The 15,070-nt window shown below is 64.5% G+C and carries 19 protein-coding genes and 2 tRNA genes; 13 read left to right on the top strand and 8 right to left on the bottom strand.

What is annotated here, in order from left to right; all coding sequences use genetic code 11:
- Nucleotides 1-31: 31 nt before the first annotated feature.
- From VLK31_RS00105 to VLK31_RS00090, 4 genes are all read left to right on the top strand, one after another.
- Entirely contained in the window at nt 32-304 is a 273-nt protein-coding gene (locus tag VLK31_RS00105; RefSeq protein ID WP_099796196.1) for an HU family DNA-binding protein, read from the top strand.
- 30 nt (nt 305-334) lie between these two features.
- Nucleotides 335-410 (top strand) — tRNA-Val (locus VLK31_RS00100).
- 78 nt (nt 411-488) lie between these two features.
- Nucleotides 489-2,405: a SurA N-terminal domain-containing protein gene (locus tag VLK31_RS00095; RefSeq protein ID WP_409166340.1), complete on the top strand. Its 1,917-nt coding sequence runs from the start codon at nt 489-491 to the stop codon at nt 2,403-2,405.
- A 129-nt stretch (nt 2,406-2,534) separates the two neighbouring features.
- Nucleotides 2,535-3,209: a histidine phosphatase family protein gene (locus VLK31_RS00090; RefSeq protein ID WP_409166339.1), complete on the top strand. Its 675-nt coding sequence runs from the start codon at nt 2,535-2,537 to the stop codon at nt 3,207-3,209.
- 27 nt (nt 3,210-3,236) lie between these two features.
- On the opposite strand, the gene VLK31_RS00085 is transcribed toward VLK31_RS00090, so the two are convergent.
- Together VLK31_RS00085 and VLK31_RS00080 are read right to left on the bottom strand one after the other, a co-directional pair.
- Nucleotides 3,237-3,569 (bottom strand): hypothetical protein, encoded by a 333-nt coding sequence (locus VLK31_RS00085; protein WP_409167335.1) that lies wholly within the window; start codon nt 3,567-3,569, stop codon nt 3,237-3,239.
- An 86-nt stretch (nt 3,570-3,655) separates the two neighbouring features.
- Complete coding sequence (locus VLK31_RS00080) at nt 3,656-3,904, bottom strand: GlsB/YeaQ/YmgE family stress response membrane protein (protein WP_409166338.1); 249 nt, start codon at nt 3,902-3,904, stop codon at nt 3,656-3,658.
- 183 nt (nt 3,905-4,087) lie between these two features.
- Here VLK31_RS00080 and VLK31_RS00075 point away from each other — a divergent pair, with 183 nt between their 5' ends.
- From VLK31_RS00075 to VLK31_RS00065, 3 genes are all read left to right on the top strand, one after another.
- Nucleotides 4,088-4,729 (top strand): YbhB/YbcL family Raf kinase inhibitor-like protein, encoded by a 642-nt coding sequence (locus VLK31_RS00075; RefSeq protein ID WP_409166337.1) that lies wholly within the window; start codon nt 4,088-4,090, stop codon nt 4,727-4,729.
- A gap of 77 nt (nt 4,730-4,806) precedes the next feature.
- Nucleotides 4,807-4,882, top strand: a tRNA-His gene (locus VLK31_RS00070).
- 275 nt (nt 4,883-5,157) lie between these two features.
- Nucleotides 5,158-5,502, top strand: a complete 345-nt coding sequence (locus VLK31_RS00065) for an H-NS family nucleoid-associated regulatory protein (RefSeq protein ID WP_409166336.1) — start codon at nt 5,158-5,160, stop codon at nt 5,500-5,502.
- A gap of 88 nt (nt 5,503-5,590) precedes the next feature.
- On the opposite strand, the gene VLK31_RS00060 is transcribed toward VLK31_RS00065, so the two are convergent.
- Nucleotides 5,591-6,577: an NADPH:quinone oxidoreductase family protein gene (locus VLK31_RS00060; protein ID WP_409166335.1), complete on the bottom strand. Its 987-nt coding sequence runs from the start codon at nt 6,575-6,577 to the stop codon at nt 5,591-5,593.
- 127 nt (nt 6,578-6,704) lie between these two features.
- Between VLK31_RS00060 and surE the strand changes: the two genes are divergently transcribed.
- Genes surE through rlmD form a run of 5 tightly spaced genes read left to right on the top strand, consistent with a single transcriptional unit; the run spans nt 6,705 to nt 11,685 of the window.
- On the top strand, nt 6,705-7,463 hold the full coding sequence (gene surE, locus VLK31_RS00055; RefSeq protein ID WP_409166334.1) for a 5'/3'-nucleotidase SurE: 759 nt from the start codon (nt 6,705-6,707) through the stop codon (nt 7,461-7,463).
- 1 nt (nt 7,464) lies between these two features.
- A complete protein-coding gene (locus VLK31_RS00050; RefSeq protein WP_409166333.1) occupies nt 7,465-8,238 on the top strand; it encodes a protein-L-isoaspartate(D-aspartate) O-methyltransferase in 774 nt (257 codons plus the stop codon).
- 11 nt (nt 8,239-8,249) lie between these two features.
- Nucleotides 8,250-9,149: a peptidoglycan DD-metalloendopeptidase family protein gene (locus tag VLK31_RS00045; protein WP_409166332.1), complete on the top strand. Its 900-nt coding sequence runs from the start codon at nt 8,250-8,252 to the stop codon at nt 9,147-9,149.
- Between the two features lie 4 nt (nt 9,150-9,153).
- Entirely contained in the window at nt 9,154-10,194 is a 1,041-nt protein-coding gene (locus VLK31_RS00040; protein WP_409166331.1) for a sigma-70 family RNA polymerase sigma factor, read from the top strand.
- Between the two features lie 30 nt (nt 10,195-10,224).
- Complete coding sequence (gene rlmD, locus VLK31_RS00035) at nt 10,225-11,685, top strand: 23S rRNA (uracil(1939)-C(5))-methyltransferase RlmD (RefSeq protein ID WP_409166330.1); 1,461 nt, start codon at nt 10,225-10,227, stop codon at nt 11,683-11,685.
- 43 nt (nt 11,686-11,728) lie between these two features.
- Here rlmD and VLK31_RS00030 read toward each other — a convergent pair whose 3' ends face one another.
- The gene (locus tag VLK31_RS00030) at nt 11,729-12,430 is read right to left on the bottom strand and encodes a Bax inhibitor-1/YccA family protein (protein WP_409166329.1); all 702 of its coding nucleotides are present in this window, start codon (nt 12,428-12,430) and stop codon (nt 11,729-11,731) included.
- A gap of 175 nt (nt 12,431-12,605) precedes the next feature.
- On the opposite strand from VLK31_RS00030, the gene VLK31_RS00025 reads away from it, so the two are divergent.
- On the top strand, nt 12,606-13,013 hold the full coding sequence (locus VLK31_RS00025) for a GlcG/HbpS family heme-binding protein (protein ID WP_409166328.1): 408 nt from the start codon (nt 12,606-12,608) through the stop codon (nt 13,011-13,013).
- A gap of 179 nt (nt 13,014-13,192) precedes the next feature.
- On the opposite strand, the gene hemP is transcribed toward VLK31_RS00025, so the two are convergent.
- From hemP to VLK31_RS00005, 4 genes are all read right to left on the bottom strand, one after another.
- Nucleotides 13,193-13,405, bottom strand: a complete 213-nt coding sequence (gene hemP, locus VLK31_RS00020) for a hemin uptake protein HemP (protein ID WP_409166327.1) — start codon at nt 13,403-13,405, stop codon at nt 13,193-13,195.
- Nucleotides 13,406-13,498: 93 nt separating this feature from the next.
- The gene (locus tag VLK31_RS00015) at nt 13,499-13,912 is read right to left on the bottom strand and encodes an ExbD/TolR family protein (RefSeq protein ID WP_409166326.1); all 414 of its coding nucleotides are present in this window, start codon (nt 13,910-13,912) and stop codon (nt 13,499-13,501) included.
- 5 nt (nt 13,913-13,917) lie between these two features.
- On the bottom strand, nt 13,918-14,631 hold the full coding sequence (locus VLK31_RS00010) for a MotA/TolQ/ExbB proton channel family protein (RefSeq protein WP_409166325.1): 714 nt from the start codon (nt 14,629-14,631) through the stop codon (nt 13,918-13,920).
- Nucleotides 14,632-14,653: 22 nt separating this feature from the next.
- The coding region (locus VLK31_RS00005) for an energy transducer TonB (RefSeq protein WP_409166324.1) at nt 14,654-15,070 on the bottom strand (417 nt) is incomplete at its 5' end.

Below are 15,070 nucleotides of genomic sequence, written 5' to 3'. Positions count from 1 at the left end.
CCGACCAACTTTTTTTCTGCAAGGGGCCCTTGTGAACAAGACCGAACTGATTGAGCACATCGCAAAGAACGCCGATATTTCCAAAGCCGCAGCAACCCGTGCGCTCGAGTCCACCATTGGCGCTATTCGTACCACGCTCAAGAAAGGCGGCTCTGTGTCGCTCGTCGGTTTCGGCACTTTCGCAGTCGGCAAGCGCGCGGCCCGCACCGGTCGAAACCCCCGTACCGGCGAGGCGATTAAAATCAAGGCCGCCAAGATTCCGAAGTTCCGTCCCGGCAAGGCGCTGAAAGACGCGCTGAACTGAGGCGTTAGACTCGGAGCGTATTTCCGAGTGGGGTGCTTAGCTCAGTTGGTAGAGCGCCGCCTTTACACGGCGTAGGTCGGGGGTTCGAGCCCCTCAGCACCCACCACCCACCCGATGCAAAGGCGAACCGCAAGTTCGCCTTTTTTATTGCCGTCCGACATCCGTCGAAAAAGAGTGTTCAAGCATGTTTGATTTCTTCCGCAAGTACAACAAGATCGTCATGATTTTCTTGTTCTTGCTGATCATTCCCTCGTTCGTGCTCTTCGGTGTCGAGCGCTACCAGGGCTCCGGCAGCGACGAGAAAGTGGCCCGCATCAACGGCCAGGACATCACCAAGCCCGAGTGGGACCAGCAGCACCGCGTGGAGTCCGACCGCATCCGTCAGCAGTCGCCCAACGTCGACCCGACCGTGCTCGACTCCGATGCCTTGCGCTACGCCACGCTGGAACGCATGGTGCGCGACCGCGTGCTGGCCGCTGCCGCCGCCAAGGGCAACATGACCGTGTCCGAAGATCGCCTGTCGCGCATCTTCGCGCAGGACACGGGCCTGGCATCGTTCCGCACGCCCGACGGCAAGTTCGACCGCGACGCCTTCCAGCGCGTGACCGGCCGCACGCCGGAGCAGTACGAAGCGTCGGTGCGCTCGGACATGGCCACGCAGCAGGTGCTGTTGGGCGTGTCGGGCACGGCCTTCACGCCGCCCGCGCTGGCCGCCACCACCATCAACGCCTTCTACGACAGCCGCGAGATCCAGGTCGCGCGCTTCACCCCCGAGAGCTTTGCGTCGAAGGTGACGGTGAGCGACGCTGACATCGAGGCGTACTACAAGGACCACCAGGCCCAGTTCCAGGCGCCCGAGCAAGCCAGCATCGAGTACCTGGTGCTCGACCTGGAAGCGGCCAAGAAGAACATCGTGGTGAGCGACGCCGACCTCAAGACCTACTACGAGCAGAACACTGCGCGCTTCGGCACGAAGGAAGAGCGCCGCGCCAGCCACATCCTGATCACGGCGCCGTCCAGCATGCCTGCGGCCGACCGCGCAAAGGCCAAGGCCAAGGCCGAACAGTTGCTCGCCGAAGTGAAGAAGACGCCCGCCAGCTTCGCTGATGTAGCACGCAAGAATTCGCAGGACACGGGTTCGGCGGAGAAGGGCGGCGACCTCGACTTCGTGACCCGCGGTGCGATGGTCAAGCCTTTCGAGGACGCGATGTTCTCGCTCAAGAAGGGCGAGATCAGTGGCGTGGTGGAGACCGAGTTCGGCTATCACATCATCGAAGTGACCGACATCAAGCCGGCCGTGGTGCCGCCTTTCGAGAAGGTGCGCGCGACGCTGGAGAACGAAGTGCGCGGGCAGCAGGCCACGCAGGAATTCGCCAAGGCCGCCGAGGCCTTCACCGACGCGGTGTACCAGTCGCCCGACAGCCTGAAGCCCGCCGCGGAGAAGCTCAAGCTCACGATCCAGACGGCGAACAACGTGGCGCGCACGCCCGCACCCGGTGCAACCGGCGCGCTGGCCAGCCGCAACTTCTTGAGCGCGCTGTTCGCGCCCGACTCGCTGAATCGCAAGCAGAACACCGAGGCCATCGAAGTGGGTTCCAGCCAGCTCGCAGCAGGTCGTGTCACGCAGTACACGGCGGCGCACGCGGTGCCGCTGGACGATGTGAAGGCCAAGATCCGCGCGCAACTGGTCACCGAGCGTGCTGCAGTGCTGGCCAAGACCGAAGGTGAAGCCAAGCTCGCGGCCTGGACCGCCAAGGCCGATGGCGCGACTTTCGGTGCACCGGTGACGGTGTCGCGCCGTGAAGCGCAATCGCAGCCGCTGGCGGTCATCGACGCCGCGCTGCGCGCCGACGCCACCAAGCTGCCCACGCTGGTGGGTGTGGACCTTGGCGCGCAAGGCTACACCGTGGTTCGTGTGACCAAGGTTGTGCCGCGCACGCCGCCCACGCCAGAACTCGCCAAGCAGGAGCAGGCGCAGGTCGGCCAGTCGGTGTCGGCTGCCGAGGACGCGGCTTACTACAACCTGCTGAAAGAGCGCTTCAAGGCTCAGATTCTGGTGCCCAAGCCGGCGGACACGCTGCCGGTTGCAGCAGGCCGCTGACCCTGCGCCGCCGCCTTCGCGGCGCTCGCTAAAAAGCCCGAGCCCATGGCCCGGGCTTTTTCATTTGGGGCGCGCGAACTGGTCGCACGAGGGACAAGCGGGGTCGTTGCTTCTTGCCAGAATCAACGCATGGGAACCCTCTACCTCGTGCGCCACGGACAGGCCAGTTTTGGCGCTGCCGACTATGACAACCTGAGCGAGCTCGGGCACCGGCAGGCCGTGCGTCTGGGGGCTTACTGGCGCGAGCGCGGCATGACCTTCGACGCGGTCATCACCGGCACCCTGAAGCGCCACCGCCAGACGTGGGAGGGCATTGCCCAGGGCCTGGGCGTCGCGCGCGACGATGTGTTGCCATGGCCCGGACTCAATGAATACGACAGCGAGGCGGTCATTGCCACGATCCACGAGGGCAAGCTCGAGAAGCCCGATTCACCCGAGATGTACCGTCATCATTTTCGGCTGCTGCGCGAAGGCCTGGGTGCGTGGATGCAGGGCAAGACGGCGCCGGTCGGCATGCCCAGCTACGTTGATTTTCTGGCGGGCGTAACCACTGCGCTGGACCATGTGCGCGAGAAGCACCACGGCGCGAAGGTGTTGGTGGTGTCGAGCGGCGGGCCGATCAGCACGGCGGTCGGCCATGTGCTCGGCACGAGCGCGGAGACGACGATCGAGCTCAACCTGCGCATCCGCAATTCTTCGGTGACGGAGTTCGCCTTCACGCCCAAGCGGCACATGCTCGTGACCTACAACACGTTGCCGCATCTGGATGGGCCGGCGTATGAGGACTGGGTCACGTACGCCTGAAGGCCTTGGGGACTCGGGCCGGCGGGCTCAGGCTTGCCACACGCCATAGCCAGCCTTGCGCAGTGCGATGCCCAGGTCCACTTCCATCAGTCGCGCGTCTTCGTAGGTCAGCGGGTTGTAGCGCTCGTAGAGCGCGGGCAGCAGGTGCAGCCCGAACGCTTGCACAAAGCTGTTGGCCTGAATGCCGGCCTTGTGCTTGTCGAAGCGAATGTCGGGGTCCAGGCCGGTCATGCCGACGTAGACGAAGGGCTTGCCGAGTTGGTACTCGGGGTTGGCGCGCCTGAAGCGGGCGTTGTTCCAGACACGGTCGTCGAGTTCGATCACATAGACGTGATGCCTGGCGCGCGCTTTGCGCGGCATGGCATCCGTGGCGGCCGCTCGTTTGATGCGGCGCGGCGCCACATCCTTGGCGGCCGGCCGCGAGACGCGGCGCGGCCGCGAGGCCATCAGCTCTTGCGCTTGATCAGGCCGTACAACACCAGCAGCACGATCGCGCCGAGCACGGAGGCAATGAAGCCGGCGCCTTGGCCTGCGGTGTACCAGCCCATCGATTGACCGACGTAGGTGACGATCAAGGAGCCGGCAATGCCGATGACCGTGGTGACGATGAAGCCTGCGGAATCGTCGCCCGGCTTCACGGCACGTGCCACGAGACCCACAACGAAACCGATCAGGATGGTCCAGACGATGCTCATGAAGAAATTCCTTTTGGGGGGTGAGGTGGAGCGGCGAAAAGCCATGATAGCGGAGCGATTTGGGCGCATGTGTCCGCCAATGTGGATGAATTCGGGTGGTGAAAATTTTTGCCTGCCGCCGTGACGCTGAGGCTGCGCGGCGTCCTACAGGCGGCCTTGTGCGGGCGCGGTACACCTGTACGCATGCTGGAAAAACTCCCTGATGTGATCGGCCATGCGCTGAGCGGCGTGCGCGCCGGACTGGACAACATCGTCTTCAACACCCTCGGCATGCGCGAGGGGATGGCGTCGATCGCTTTGACCAGCGTGGCCTTCGCGGACCACGCGCCGCTGCCGGCGCGCTGCACCGCGGACGCGCCCGATGGCGAGGGCGTTTCCCCGCCGTTGCAATGGACGGGGGTGCCGGCCGGCGCCGCTTCGCTCGTGCTGATCGTCGAGGATGCCGATTCGCCCACGCCCAACCCGCTGGTGCATGCCATCGTGGTTGGGTTGCCAGTCGATGGAGCCTCGTTGGCGGAGGCCGCGATGCCGAGCGAGGGCAACGATGGCGGTGGCTTGCATGTGGGCCGCAATTCGGCGTTGCAAGCTGCCTGGCTGCCGCCGGACCCACCTCCGGGACATGGCGTTCACCGTTATGCGTTCCAGCTGTTTGCGCTGGGGCAGGTGCCAGTGTTCTCCGAAGCGCCCGGGCGCGACGAGTTGGTCGACACGCTGAAGACGCATGCGGTCGCTAGCGGTCTGATCATCGGCACGTACGAACGGCCCGACGGATCAATCAAGATTCAGGAGGGCGCAACGGCGAGCGGAGCGCTGGTTGCGGGCTGATGTGGCTTTCAAATCGCGTCTTTTTCATTGGAAGCATGTAAACCGCGATTTTTGACGCTAGAATCGAAGGCTCTGCGGTGGCTGTAGCTCAGTTGGTAGAGTCCCAGATTGTGATTCTGGTCGTCGTGGGTTCGAGTCCCATCAGCCACCCCAAAAAATATCTCCTTTGCGCTATTGCTCAATAGCATTCAAGGGATTCCAGCGCCGGGCTTGCCCCGGCGTTGTCATTTCCGGATCGCCGCTTTTTCTTGCCGCGCGCTCCCAACCGTTCCCTCTTTTTCGATGTATGGCGCGCCCAAAACGGAGCGCTCTTGTTGCGTGTTGTTGCATCAATGCAATGCCACGGCAATTATTTTGCGTCGATAGATACTTGCGGCAAAAGAAAATTGAATTAAACTTCGACCGTTTTCAATTTATGGAGTCCAACAATGGCTTCGACCCTCGCCGATATCAATTCCCAGATCAAGAAGCATGACGAGCTGATTGCGCAATTGCGCAAGCAAGCCGAAGACTTGCGCAACCATGAGCGCGCGGGCGTGATCGAAGAGTTGCGCGCCAAGATCGCCGAATACGGATTGACCGCTTCGGATCTGAAACTGGCCGGCCGCGCAGTATCGGCAAAGCGCTCCAGTGGCGCTGCACCCGCCAAGGCTGCCGCCAAATACCGCGGTCCGTCTGGCGAAACCTGGTCGGGTGGCCGTGGCCGCAAGCCGCGTTGGGTGACCGAGGCATTGGCCGCAGGCAAGTCGCTTTCCGATTACGAAATCAAGTAAGCGCCTGTTGGTTTCCTGGGCATTTGCCCAATAAAAAAGCCCGCTCATGCGGGCTTTTTTATTGGGTGTCGACGAGGCGGACGCAGGCTCAGTTCACCATCACGAGTTTTCCTTTGACCCCACGCGAACCCATGTGGGCGTATGCGGCCTTCAATTCGGACATGGGCATCGTGCTGTCGATCACGGGCTTGATCTTTCCCTGACCGTACCACTGCGCCAATTCGGCCATCATCTGGGCATTCGCCTTGGGTTCGCGTCGAGCGAAATCACCCCAGAACACGCCTACCAACGAGGCACCTTTAAGCAGCGTCAGATTCAATGGCAGCGACGGAATGGGGCCCGACGCAAAACCTACAACCAAATACCGCCCGCGCCACGCAATCGAGCGAAAGGCCGGCTCCGCAAAATCACCGCCCACCGGGTCATAAATGATGTCGGGGCCTTTGCCATCGGTCGCTGCCTTGATGGCGTCGCGGAATCCATTGGGCAGTGCGTGCGTGGTGTAGTTGATGGTCGCGTCGGCGCCAATGGAACGACAAAGTTCGCATTTCTCGTCGGTCGAGGCCGCTGCAATCACCTTGGCCCCGGCGGCCTTGGCAATCTGGATGGCTGCCGTGCCCACGCCGCCGGCCGCGCCGAGCACCAGCACGGTTTCGCCGGCCTTGAGTTGCGCGCGGTCCATCAGCGCGTGCCAAGACGTGGCGTAGATCATGATGAAGGCCGCAGCATCGACGTGGCCGAAGCCCTCGGGCAGCGGCATGCACAGCGCGGCGGGGGCCAGCGTGTGGGTGCCGAAGCCGCCGGTGCCAGACAAGCAGGCCACGTTCTGGCCCACCTTGAGGTGCGTGACGCCTTCGCCCACGGCCTGAATGACACCTGCATATTCGGAGCCCGGCACGAAGGGCAGGGGCGGCTTCATCTGGTACTTGTTCTGCACGATCAGCAGGTCGGGGAAATTCAGGCTCGCCGCCTTGATTTCGATCAGCACCTGGCCCGGGCCCGGGGTCGGTGTCGGCAGTTCCTTCCAGGTCAGGGCGTCGACGCCGGTGGGGTTTTCGCAAAGCCATGCGTGCATGCTCGAGTCTCCTTCGTGTAAGTCGGGTGGGGGCAATGAATGCGGGCGATGATAGGCGGCGCACCGGGGTGGGCTTGTCCCTGCTGCGACGCACCCGACGCCTACAATCCGACGCACTCAGGACACCATGAAGATACTCATTTCCAACGACGACGGCTTTCAGGCGCCGGGCATCGTCGCATTGCACGACGCGCTCAAGGACATCGCCGACGTCGAGGTGATCGCCCCCGAGCACAACAACAGCGCCAAGTCGAATGCGCTGACCCTGGCCGCACCTCTGTACGTGCGCGAAGCCCACAACGGCTTTCGCTACGTGACCGGCACGCCGGCCGATTGCGTGCACATCGCGCTGAAGGGGCTGCTCGACTACCGGCCCGACCTGGTGGTCTCGGGCATCAACAACGGCGCCAACATGGGCGACGACACCATCTATTCAGGCACTGTTGGCGCGGCCATGGAGGCCTACCTGTTCGGCATTCCGGCCATCGCGTTCTCGCAGATCGAAAAGGGCTGGGCGCATGTGGACGCTGCCGCCCAGGTGGCGCGGCGGCTGGTGCAGCAGATCGAGCGCGAGCGCATGCTCGAAGGCCCGGCGTTCCTGCTGAACGTGAATGTGCCGAACAAACCGTTCGACGAACTCAAGCCCGTGAAGGTCTGCAGGCTCGGCCGCCGTCACGCCGCTGAAAAAGTGATCACGCAAGACAGCCCGCGTGGCGAAACCATGTATTGGATCGCCGGTGCGGGCGGCGCCAAGGACAGCGGCGAGGGCACGGACTTTTACGCCACCGCGGCCGGCCACATCGCGCTGACACCGCTGCAGATCGACCTGACCGACCACGCCAACCTGGGCCAATGGCGCGAGACGGTGGCCCGTCTCGGCAATTGACATGGCCACCCAACGGCCCAGTTTTCCGGTTCGCCTGACATCCACCGCTTCCGCAGCCACGCGCGGGCGCATGCCCGCCGTGCCGTTCAAGCCGATGGTGCCGACCACGCCCTCGATGGCGTCCGCCGCGGTGCGCGCACGCATGGTGCAGAAGCTCACGGCGCAGGGGGTTTCCGATCCCCGCGTGCTGCGCGCCATGAGCGCCGTGGAGCGGCATGGTTTTGTCGACAGCGCGCTGGTCAACCAGGCATATGAAGACACGAGCCTGCCGATCGGGCTGGGTCAGACCATCTCCAAACCGAGCGTGGTCGCCCGAATGATCGAGCTGCTGCTGGGTGCCCCCGCGCTGGCGGGAAAACCGCAGGACAAGCTCGGCCGCGTGCTGGAGATCGGCACGGGTTGCGGCTACCAGGCCGCAGTGCTGAACCATGTGGCTTCGGAGGTCTACAGCATCGAACGTCTGCGCGGGCTGCACGAGCGCGCGCGGCTGAATCTTCGGCCGTTCCGGCTGGCCACGGTGCACCTGATGCTGGGCGATGGAATGATCGGCTATGCCAAGGGCGCGCCCTATGCCGGCATCATTGCCGCGGCAGGCGGCGAGGCCGTGCCGCAAGCCTGGATCGACCAGTTGGCGGTGGGCGGGCGCATCGTTGCGCCGACGCATTCCGCCAGCGGTGGCCAGGCCCTTGTGGTCATCGACAAGACCCCCCGGGGACTGGAGCGGCTCATTCTTGAGGCGGTTCACTTTGTCCCCCTAAAATCAGGCATCGCTTGAAGGAATAACACATGCAGGGTTTTGGCAATCGGAGTTGGTTCGCTGGCGTCACGTTGGCCTTTGTGCTGGTGATTGCGGGCTGTTCCACACCGCGTGGGCCGGCGCCGGTCGAAGACCGCGGCACCATGACGCGCGCACCCGGCGCAGCAGTGCCCGGCGGCCCTCCCATGACCACCGACGCCAATGGCAAGCCGCTGGCAGGTATCGAAAATTATGGCAAGCCCGGCTACTACGCCGTGCGTCCCGGCGACTCCATCCGCCGCATTGGTGCGGACACTGGCCAGCGCTGGCAGGACATCGTTCGCTGGAACAACATCGACAACCCCGACCTGATCGAAGTCGGTCAGGTGCTGCGCGTGATTCCACCGAACGGCACCGCCGTTGCCGCAGCCCCACCGGTCAGTACGTCGCCTTCCGAAGGCGCGACTACCAAGCCCGTGACGCCGCCGCCGGCCCTAGTGCCAACGCCTCCGGCCAGCAGCCCGGTCAGGCCGCCGGTCACGGCTTCGCCATCGGCGCCGGGCAGCGGTAATTCGGGTGACGAAGACCTGGGCTGGATCTGGCCCGCGAGCGGCTCGCTGATTGCGGGCTTCGACGAAGCCAAGAACAAGGGCTACGACATCAGCGGCAAGGCGGGCGACCCCGTGCTCGCCGCCGCCGACGGGCGCGTGGTGTATGCGGGCGCCGGCTTGCGTGGCTACGGCAACCTGATCATCCTGAAGCACAACAACACCTACCTCACGGCGTATGCGCACAACCAGACGCTGCTGGTGAAGGAAGACCAGTCGGTGCAAAAGGGCCAGAAGATCGCCGAAATGGGCAACAGCGACGCCGACCGCGTGAAGCTGCATTTCGAGATCCGCCGCCAGGGCAAGCCCGTCGACCCTTCGCGCTACCTGCCCGGCCGGTGATGCCATGGCTGCCTCCCGCCCCCGCCGCACACTGCCTGTGCGCGGGTCGGCGGGCAAAGGCAGCCCACCAGAGCCTTCCGAAGACAACCTTTCTGCCGCAGACGCAGCAGACACCGTAGACGCAGCGGCCGATCCGCAAGCGATCGACTCGGCACTGCGCCACGGTGCAGCGAGCGAACGGCTAGGTGGCGAAGGCGCAGACGCGCTGACCATCTACCTGCGCCAGGTCCGGCGCACCGAGCTCTTCACGCCCGCTCAGGAGTACCAGGCCGCCTGCGCCGCGCGCGCCGGTGATTTCGATGCTCGGCAATCGATGATCGAGCACAACCTGCGGCTGGTCGTGAACATTGCCAAGAGCTACCTGGGCCGCGGCGTGCCGCTGTCGGACCTCATCGAAGAAGGCAATCTCGGGTTGATGCATGCCATCACCAAGTTCGAGCCCGAACGCGGATTTCGTTTTTCAACCTACGCGACCTGGTGGATTCGCCAGTCCGTCGAGCGGGCGGTCATGACGCAGGCGCGTGCCATTCGCCTGCCGGTGCATGTGGTGCGTGAACTGCAACAGGTGCTGCGCGCGCGCCGCACCCTCGAAGGCGATGCGGAATTTCTGGCGCACCGGCCCGACGGCGTGCGGGTGGAAGACATTGCGGCGCTGCTCGGTCGCGACGTGCAGGCCGTGGCCGATCTGCTGGCGCTGTCCGAGGCGCCGCGCTCGCTGGACGCGGGCGATGCGCGCGGCGAAGAAGGCTTCACGCTGGCCGACACGGTGGCCTCCGAGGACGCGCACGGCAGCCCGACCGAGGTGACCCACACGCACGAGGTGGAGCGCCTGCTGGACCAATGGGTGCATGCCCTCGATGCGCGCGAGCGCGAGGTGCTGGAAGGCCGCTACGGCCTGCACGACCGCGAGCCCGAAACCCTTGAGGTGCTGAGCGTGCGCCTGGGCCTCACGCGCGAGCGCGTGCGGCAGATTCAGAACGAGGCGCTGGCCAAGATGCGCCGTCAACTGGCCCGCTCGGGTGTCGGGCGGGACGCGCTGTTCTAGCGAGGCCTTCCACGCTGAGACAATCGGGGAATGACGGAATCCATCGAAGAAAACAAAACCCCCGCGAACGACCCCGCAACAGTTCCAGTGAAGCCCTCCGAAGAGTGGCTGCAGGTCGAGTCGCTCGACCTCGAAGCACAGGGCGTTGCCCACCGAGCCGACGGCATGGTCGTGTTCATCGAAGGCGCATTGCCTTTCGAGGAAGTGCAATTCAACGTGCACCGGCGCAAGAACAACTGGGAGCAAGGCACGGTCACCACTATCCGGCGCGAATCGTCGCAGCGGGTGCGCCCCGGCTGCCCGCATTTCGGCCTGCACACCGGTGCCTGCGGCGGCTGCAAGATGCAGCACCTGGACCCCGCCGCGCAAGTGGCCGTGAAGCAGCGCGCGTTGGAAGACAACCTGTGGCACCTGGGCAAGGTGCGCCCCGAGAACCTGCTGCGCCCGCTCGAAGGACCCGCGTGGCACTACCGCTACCGCGCGCGGCTGTCGGTGCGCCATGTGGTCAAGAAGGGCACGGTGTTGATCGGTTTCCACGAGCGCAAGAGCCGCTACCTGGCCGACATGCAGGTGTGCCCGGTGCTGCCCAAGCAGGTCAGCGCGATGCTGATGCCGCTGCGGGCGCTGATCGGCTCGATGGACGCGCGCGAAACCTGCCCGCAAATCGAACTGGCCTGCGGCGACGCGCCCGACACGATCGGGCTTGGCACCATCGCGCTGGTGCTGAGGCACCTGGCGCCGCTGTCGCCGGAAGACATCGACCGCCTGAAGGCCTTTGCGGCGCAGAACAAAGGCGTTCAGTGGTGGCTGCAGGCCAAGGGGCCCGAAACCGTCAAGTTGCTGGAAGAGGGCGGTGAGCCGCTGGCCTACCGCCTGCCCGAGTTCGGCGTGACGATGCCGTTCAAGCCGACCGATTTCACGCAGGTCAACCCGCACATCAACCGCGCGCTGGTCGGCAAGGCGCTGCGTTTGCTCGACGTGCAGGCGCACGAGCGGGTGATCGACTGGTTCTGCGGCCTTGGCAACTTCACCTTGCCGCTGGCGAGCCGGGCGCGCGAGGTGCTGGGCATCGAGGGCAGCGACACGCTGGTGACGCGCGCCACCGACAACTTCAAGCGCAACCAGCCCGCAACGCCCGCGCGCCGCGCCTTGTCACCGGCAACTTTCGTGGCGCGCAACCTGTTCGACATGACCCCGGCGATGCTGGTGGCCGATGGCAGCGCCGACAAGTGGCTGGTCGATCCGCCGCGCGAGGGCGCCTTCGCGCTGGCCAAGGCCATCGTCGAACTGCATGAGCAGCCCGAGCTGCGCACCGACGGCTGGACGCCGCCCAAGCGCATCGTGTACGTGAGCTGCAACCCGTCGACGCTGGCGCGCGATGCCGGCCTGCTGGTGCACCAGGCGGGCTACCGCTGCACCTTCGCGGGGGTGGTCAACATGTTCCCGCACACGGCGCATGTGGAGTCGATCGCGGTGTTCGATCTGGAATGAAAAAGGGCCCCTCGGGGCCCTTTTTTGATGTTGCGTGAATCGCTCAGTCGCGTTCGCCGCCGAAGATGCCCAGCAGGGCCAGCAGGCTCTGGAACACGTTGAACAGGTCCAGGTACAGCGCAAGGGTGGCGGTGATGTAGTTCGTTTCGCCGCCGTCCATGATCTGCTTCAGGTCATAGAGCATGTAGGCCGAGAAAATGCCGATGGCGGCCACCGAGATCACCAGCATGCCGGTGCTCGAGCCCACGAACACGTTGATGACCGCGCCGAACATCAGCACCATTGCGCCGACGAACAGAAACTTGCCCATGCCCGACAGATCGCGCTTGATGACCGTGGCCAGCGAGGCCATCACCAAGAACACGCCGGCGGTGCCGCCGAAGGCCGTCATGATGAGTTCGGAGCCGTTCTTGAAGCCCAGCACCATCGCGATCAGGCGCGACAGCATCAGGCCCATGAAGAAGGTGAAGGCCAGCAGCACCGGCACGCCGGCGGCGGAGTTCTTGGTTTTCTCGATGGCGAACATGAAGCCGAACGCGCCGCCCATGAAAACGATGAGGCCGAGCCCGCCGGTGAGCGAGCGCGTCAGGCCGGTGCTGACGCCGACCCACGCGCCGAGCACGGTGGGCAGCATGCTCAGCGCAAGCAGCCAGTAGGTGTTGCGCAGCACGCGCTGGCGTTCGGCTTGGGCCAGTGGCTGGCCGTAGCCGGTAGAGGTGTCTAGGGTGGTAACGCGGTCGTTCATGGCCGGAGCTCCTGTGGTTGCTGCGAAGACGCAGTTGGGGCGCATTCTAGGGGGCTGCAAGAGCAGGTTTCGATAAAGTCCGCGGGCAGCTTGTTCCCTAGCTTGGCACCGGGCTGAAGGCACTGCTGGCGGCGTGGCCGTTATGCTGTCGGGTTTCACGCAAACTGAGCACACCATGAAGACCAAATCCTTCCTCGAACTCGCCGATGTCAAGGTCGTTGCCGCCGCAGCGGAAGCCGAGGCCCTGAAGAACAACTGGGCCGTGACCATCGCCATTTCGGACGACGCCGGCAACCTGCTTTGGCTGCAGCGCCTGGACGGCGCCGCCGCGCTGTCGTCGCACATCGCCCCCGCCAAGGCCCACACGGCCGCCATGGGCCGCCGCGAGAGCAAGGTCTATGAAGACATCATCAACGGTGGGCGCACCGCGTTCCTGACCGCGCCCGCAGTGCAGGGCCTGCTCGAAGGTGGCGTGCCGATCATGAAGGACGGCCATGTGATCGGCGCCGTGGGCGTGAGCGGTGTGAAGTCGAACGAAGACGCACAGATTGCCAAGGCAGGCATCGCGGCCCTCGGCCTCTGATTCTTCTTTCGCGCAAGGCAAAACGCCGACCCTCGGGTCGGCGTTTTCATTTGGATGCTTCAGCGTGAAAAAAAGCTTGGCTAGTCGGCGAACCGTTGGCTAGCAAAAAACGACCCTTTGGAGATGAATCTCCTCGAGTCGCCCCACGATGAAACTTGCGAGGGGCGGGCTGAGCGACCTTATTTGGTCAGGATCAGCTTGCCGAGTTTGGTGGCCTGAAGCCGGTAGAGGGAGCCGTTGTGCATGATGCCCACGGTCTTGCTTCCTTTCAGAAGCTCCGTGCTTTCGACCATCGGCGCCGGCCGCGCTGCCTGGATGGACGCATGCCCGCCACCCGATTGGTCGAGCGAAGGATGGTTCAGAACAGAAAAGGCGTTGGGCGAGGCTGGCATTTGGAGTTCCCTTATCGAAGCGATGAGTGAATGATAATGATTCGCAATAAAAAGTCAATCGTCGCGATGAATTTTTTTGCGAACCCCTTCAGCTCACTTCGCGTCGGGCTCCGTGATGAAGCCGATCTTGCGCACGCCGGCTTCGCGCGCTTCCGACATGGCCTTGGCCACGCGCTCGTAGCGCACGGCCTTGTCGCCACGGATGTGCAGCTCGGGCTGCGGTTCCTTGGCGGCTTCGGCCGCCAGGCGCGCGGGCAGCACGCTGTCGTCGATCTTCTCTTCGTTCCAGTAGTAGGTGCCGTCCGCCGTCACGCTGAACAGAATGTTCTGCGGCTTGGGCTGCTCGGGCTCGCTGCTGGCGCGGGGCAGGTCGATGTTCACTGCGTGCTTCATCACCGGCACGGTGATGATGAAGATGATCAGCAGCACCAGCATGACGTCGACCAGCGGCGTCATGTTGATCTCGTTCATCACCTCATCGGGTTCGTCTTGTGTACCGAAAGCCATGATGCTCAGCCCTTCTTGAGCGGAACCACGATCGCTGCGCTGCCGCTCTGAACGCGGGCGCCCGTCACGAAGTAGGCGTGCAGGTCATGTGCGAAGGCGTTCAGCTTGGTCAGCACGAACTTGTTGCCGCGAACCAGCGCGTTGTAGCCCAGCACCGCGGGAATGGCCACGGCCAGGCCGAGCGCCGTCATGATCAGCGCCTCGCCGATCGGGCCGGCCACCTTGTCGATGGTCGCCTGGCCGGCCGAACCGATGCTCATCAGCGCGTGGTAGATGCCCCAGACCGTGCCGAACAGGCCGATGAAGGGAGCGGTGGAGCCCACCGACGCCAGGATCGCGAGGCCGGTTTGAAGGCGCGCGGTGAAGGCGTCGATGCCGTTGCGCAGCGAGCGCGTGATCCAGTCGCTCACGTCCAGAGCGTCATGCAGATGCACCTTGGTGTTGCGGTGGTGGGCGGCGGCTTCGCGGCCTTCCAGGGCCAGCGCGCGGAACGGGTTGGTGTCGTCGGTGCCGAGCTTGTTCAGCGCCGTCGCAAAGTCTTCGCTGTGCCAGAAGTCCTGCGAGTGCTTGGCCAGGCGTTTGTAGCGAATGACGTCGAGTGCCTTGACGATGATCACGATCCACGACGCGAGCGACATGCCGATCAACAGCACCGCCACGGCCTTGGTGACGAAATCGCCTTGGTTCCAGACGTTCATCAAGCCAAATTGGGAATCCATACGAAGTTGCTCCAGAGAAAAATTAGTTCAGAACGTAGTTGACGGGGGCGTCATAGGACATGGCCTGAACCACGCCGTTGACCTTGCCGGGGACGAACCGGCATTTCATGATGTATTCGACGGCGGCTTCGTCCAGCCGATCGAAGCCGCTGGACCGCTTGACTTCAGCGCTCCTGGGCATGCCGTCGACACCCACGAGCACCCGCACGATGACCTTGCCCTGTTCGCCGAGCCGTCGGCTCATGGCGGGGTAGGTGGCCTTCGGGTTCTGCAGGTAATCGGCGTTGCTCGAGGGCAACTGCACGGCGGGCGGCGCCGGCGGGGCGGGCGGCGGCGCGGGAGGCGCCGGTGGGGCAGGCGGTGCCGGTGGCGCCGGAGGGGGTGGCGGCTCCGTCACGCCGACGGGCGCTTGCGGCGCCGGCGTGGGCTTGGGCTCCCG

The organism is Variovorax sp. H27-G14 (assembly GCF_046156345.1).
In the GTDB taxonomy this organism is placed as follows: Bacteria; Pseudomonadota; Gammaproteobacteria; order Burkholderiales; family Burkholderiaceae_C; genus Variovorax.
The sequence above is the reverse complement of the archived record's forward strand: the minus strand, read 5'-3'. Positions and strand labels throughout refer to the sequence as shown.

What these genes read in the sequence shown, in the direction of transcription:
- VLK31_RS00095 (WP_409166340.1), top strand. Translation starts at nt 489, where the DNA reads ATGTTTGATTTCTTCCGCAAGTACAACAAGATCGTCATGATTTTCTTG.
- VLK31_RS00090 (WP_409166339.1), top strand. Translation starts at nt 2,535, where the DNA reads ATGGGAACCCTCTACCTCGTGCGCCACGGACAGGCCAGTTTTGGCGCT.
- VLK31_RS00085 (WP_409167335.1), bottom strand. Translation starts at nt 3,569, where the DNA reads ATGCCGCGCAAAGCGCGCGCCAGGCATCACGTCTATGTGATCGAACTC.
- VLK31_RS00080 (WP_409166338.1), bottom strand. Translation starts at nt 3,904, where the DNA reads ATGAGCATCGTCTGGACCATCCTGATCGGTTTCGTTGTGGGTCTCGTG.
- VLK31_RS00075 (WP_409166337.1), top strand. Translation starts at nt 4,088, where the DNA reads ATGCTGGAAAAACTCCCTGATGTGATCGGCCATGCGCTGAGCGGCGTG.
- VLK31_RS00065 (WP_409166336.1), top strand. Translation starts at nt 5,158, where the DNA reads ATGGCTTCGACCCTCGCCGATATCAATTCCCAGATCAAGAAGCATGAC.
- VLK31_RS00060 (WP_409166335.1), bottom strand. Translation starts at nt 6,577, where the DNA reads ATGCACGCATGGCTTTGCGAAAACCCCACCGGCGTCGACGCCCTGACC.
- surE (WP_409166334.1), top strand. Translation starts at nt 6,705, where the DNA reads ATGAAGATACTCATTTCCAACGACGACGGCTTTCAGGCGCCGGGCATC.
- VLK31_RS00050 (WP_409166333.1), top strand. Translation starts at nt 7,465, where the DNA reads ATGGCCACCCAACGGCCCAGTTTTCCGGTTCGCCTGACATCCACCGCT.
- VLK31_RS00045 (WP_409166332.1), top strand. Translation starts at nt 8,250, where the DNA reads ATGCAGGGTTTTGGCAATCGGAGTTGGTTCGCTGGCGTCACGTTGGCC.
- VLK31_RS00040 (WP_409166331.1), top strand. Translation starts at nt 9,154, where the DNA reads ATGGCTGCCTCCCGCCCCCGCCGCACACTGCCTGTGCGCGGGTCGGCG.
- rlmD (WP_409166330.1), top strand. Translation starts at nt 10,225, where the DNA reads ATGACGGAATCCATCGAAGAAAACAAAACCCCCGCGAACGACCCCGCA.
- VLK31_RS00030 (WP_409166329.1), bottom strand. Translation starts at nt 12,430, where the DNA reads ATGAACGACCGCGTTACCACCCTAGACACCTCTACCGGCTACGGCCAG.
- VLK31_RS00025 (WP_409166328.1), top strand. Translation starts at nt 12,606, where the DNA reads ATGAAGACCAAATCCTTCCTCGAACTCGCCGATGTCAAGGTCGTTGCC.
- hemP (WP_409166327.1), bottom strand. Translation starts at nt 13,405, where the DNA reads ATGCCAGCCTCGCCCAACGCCTTTTCTGTTCTGAACCATCCTTCGCTC.
- VLK31_RS00015 (WP_409166326.1), bottom strand. Translation starts at nt 13,912, where the DNA reads ATGGCTTTCGGTACACAAGACGAACCCGATGAGGTGATGAACGAGATC.
- VLK31_RS00010 (WP_409166325.1), bottom strand. Translation starts at nt 14,631, where the DNA reads ATGGATTCCCAATTTGGCTTGATGAACGTCTGGAACCAAGGCGATTTC.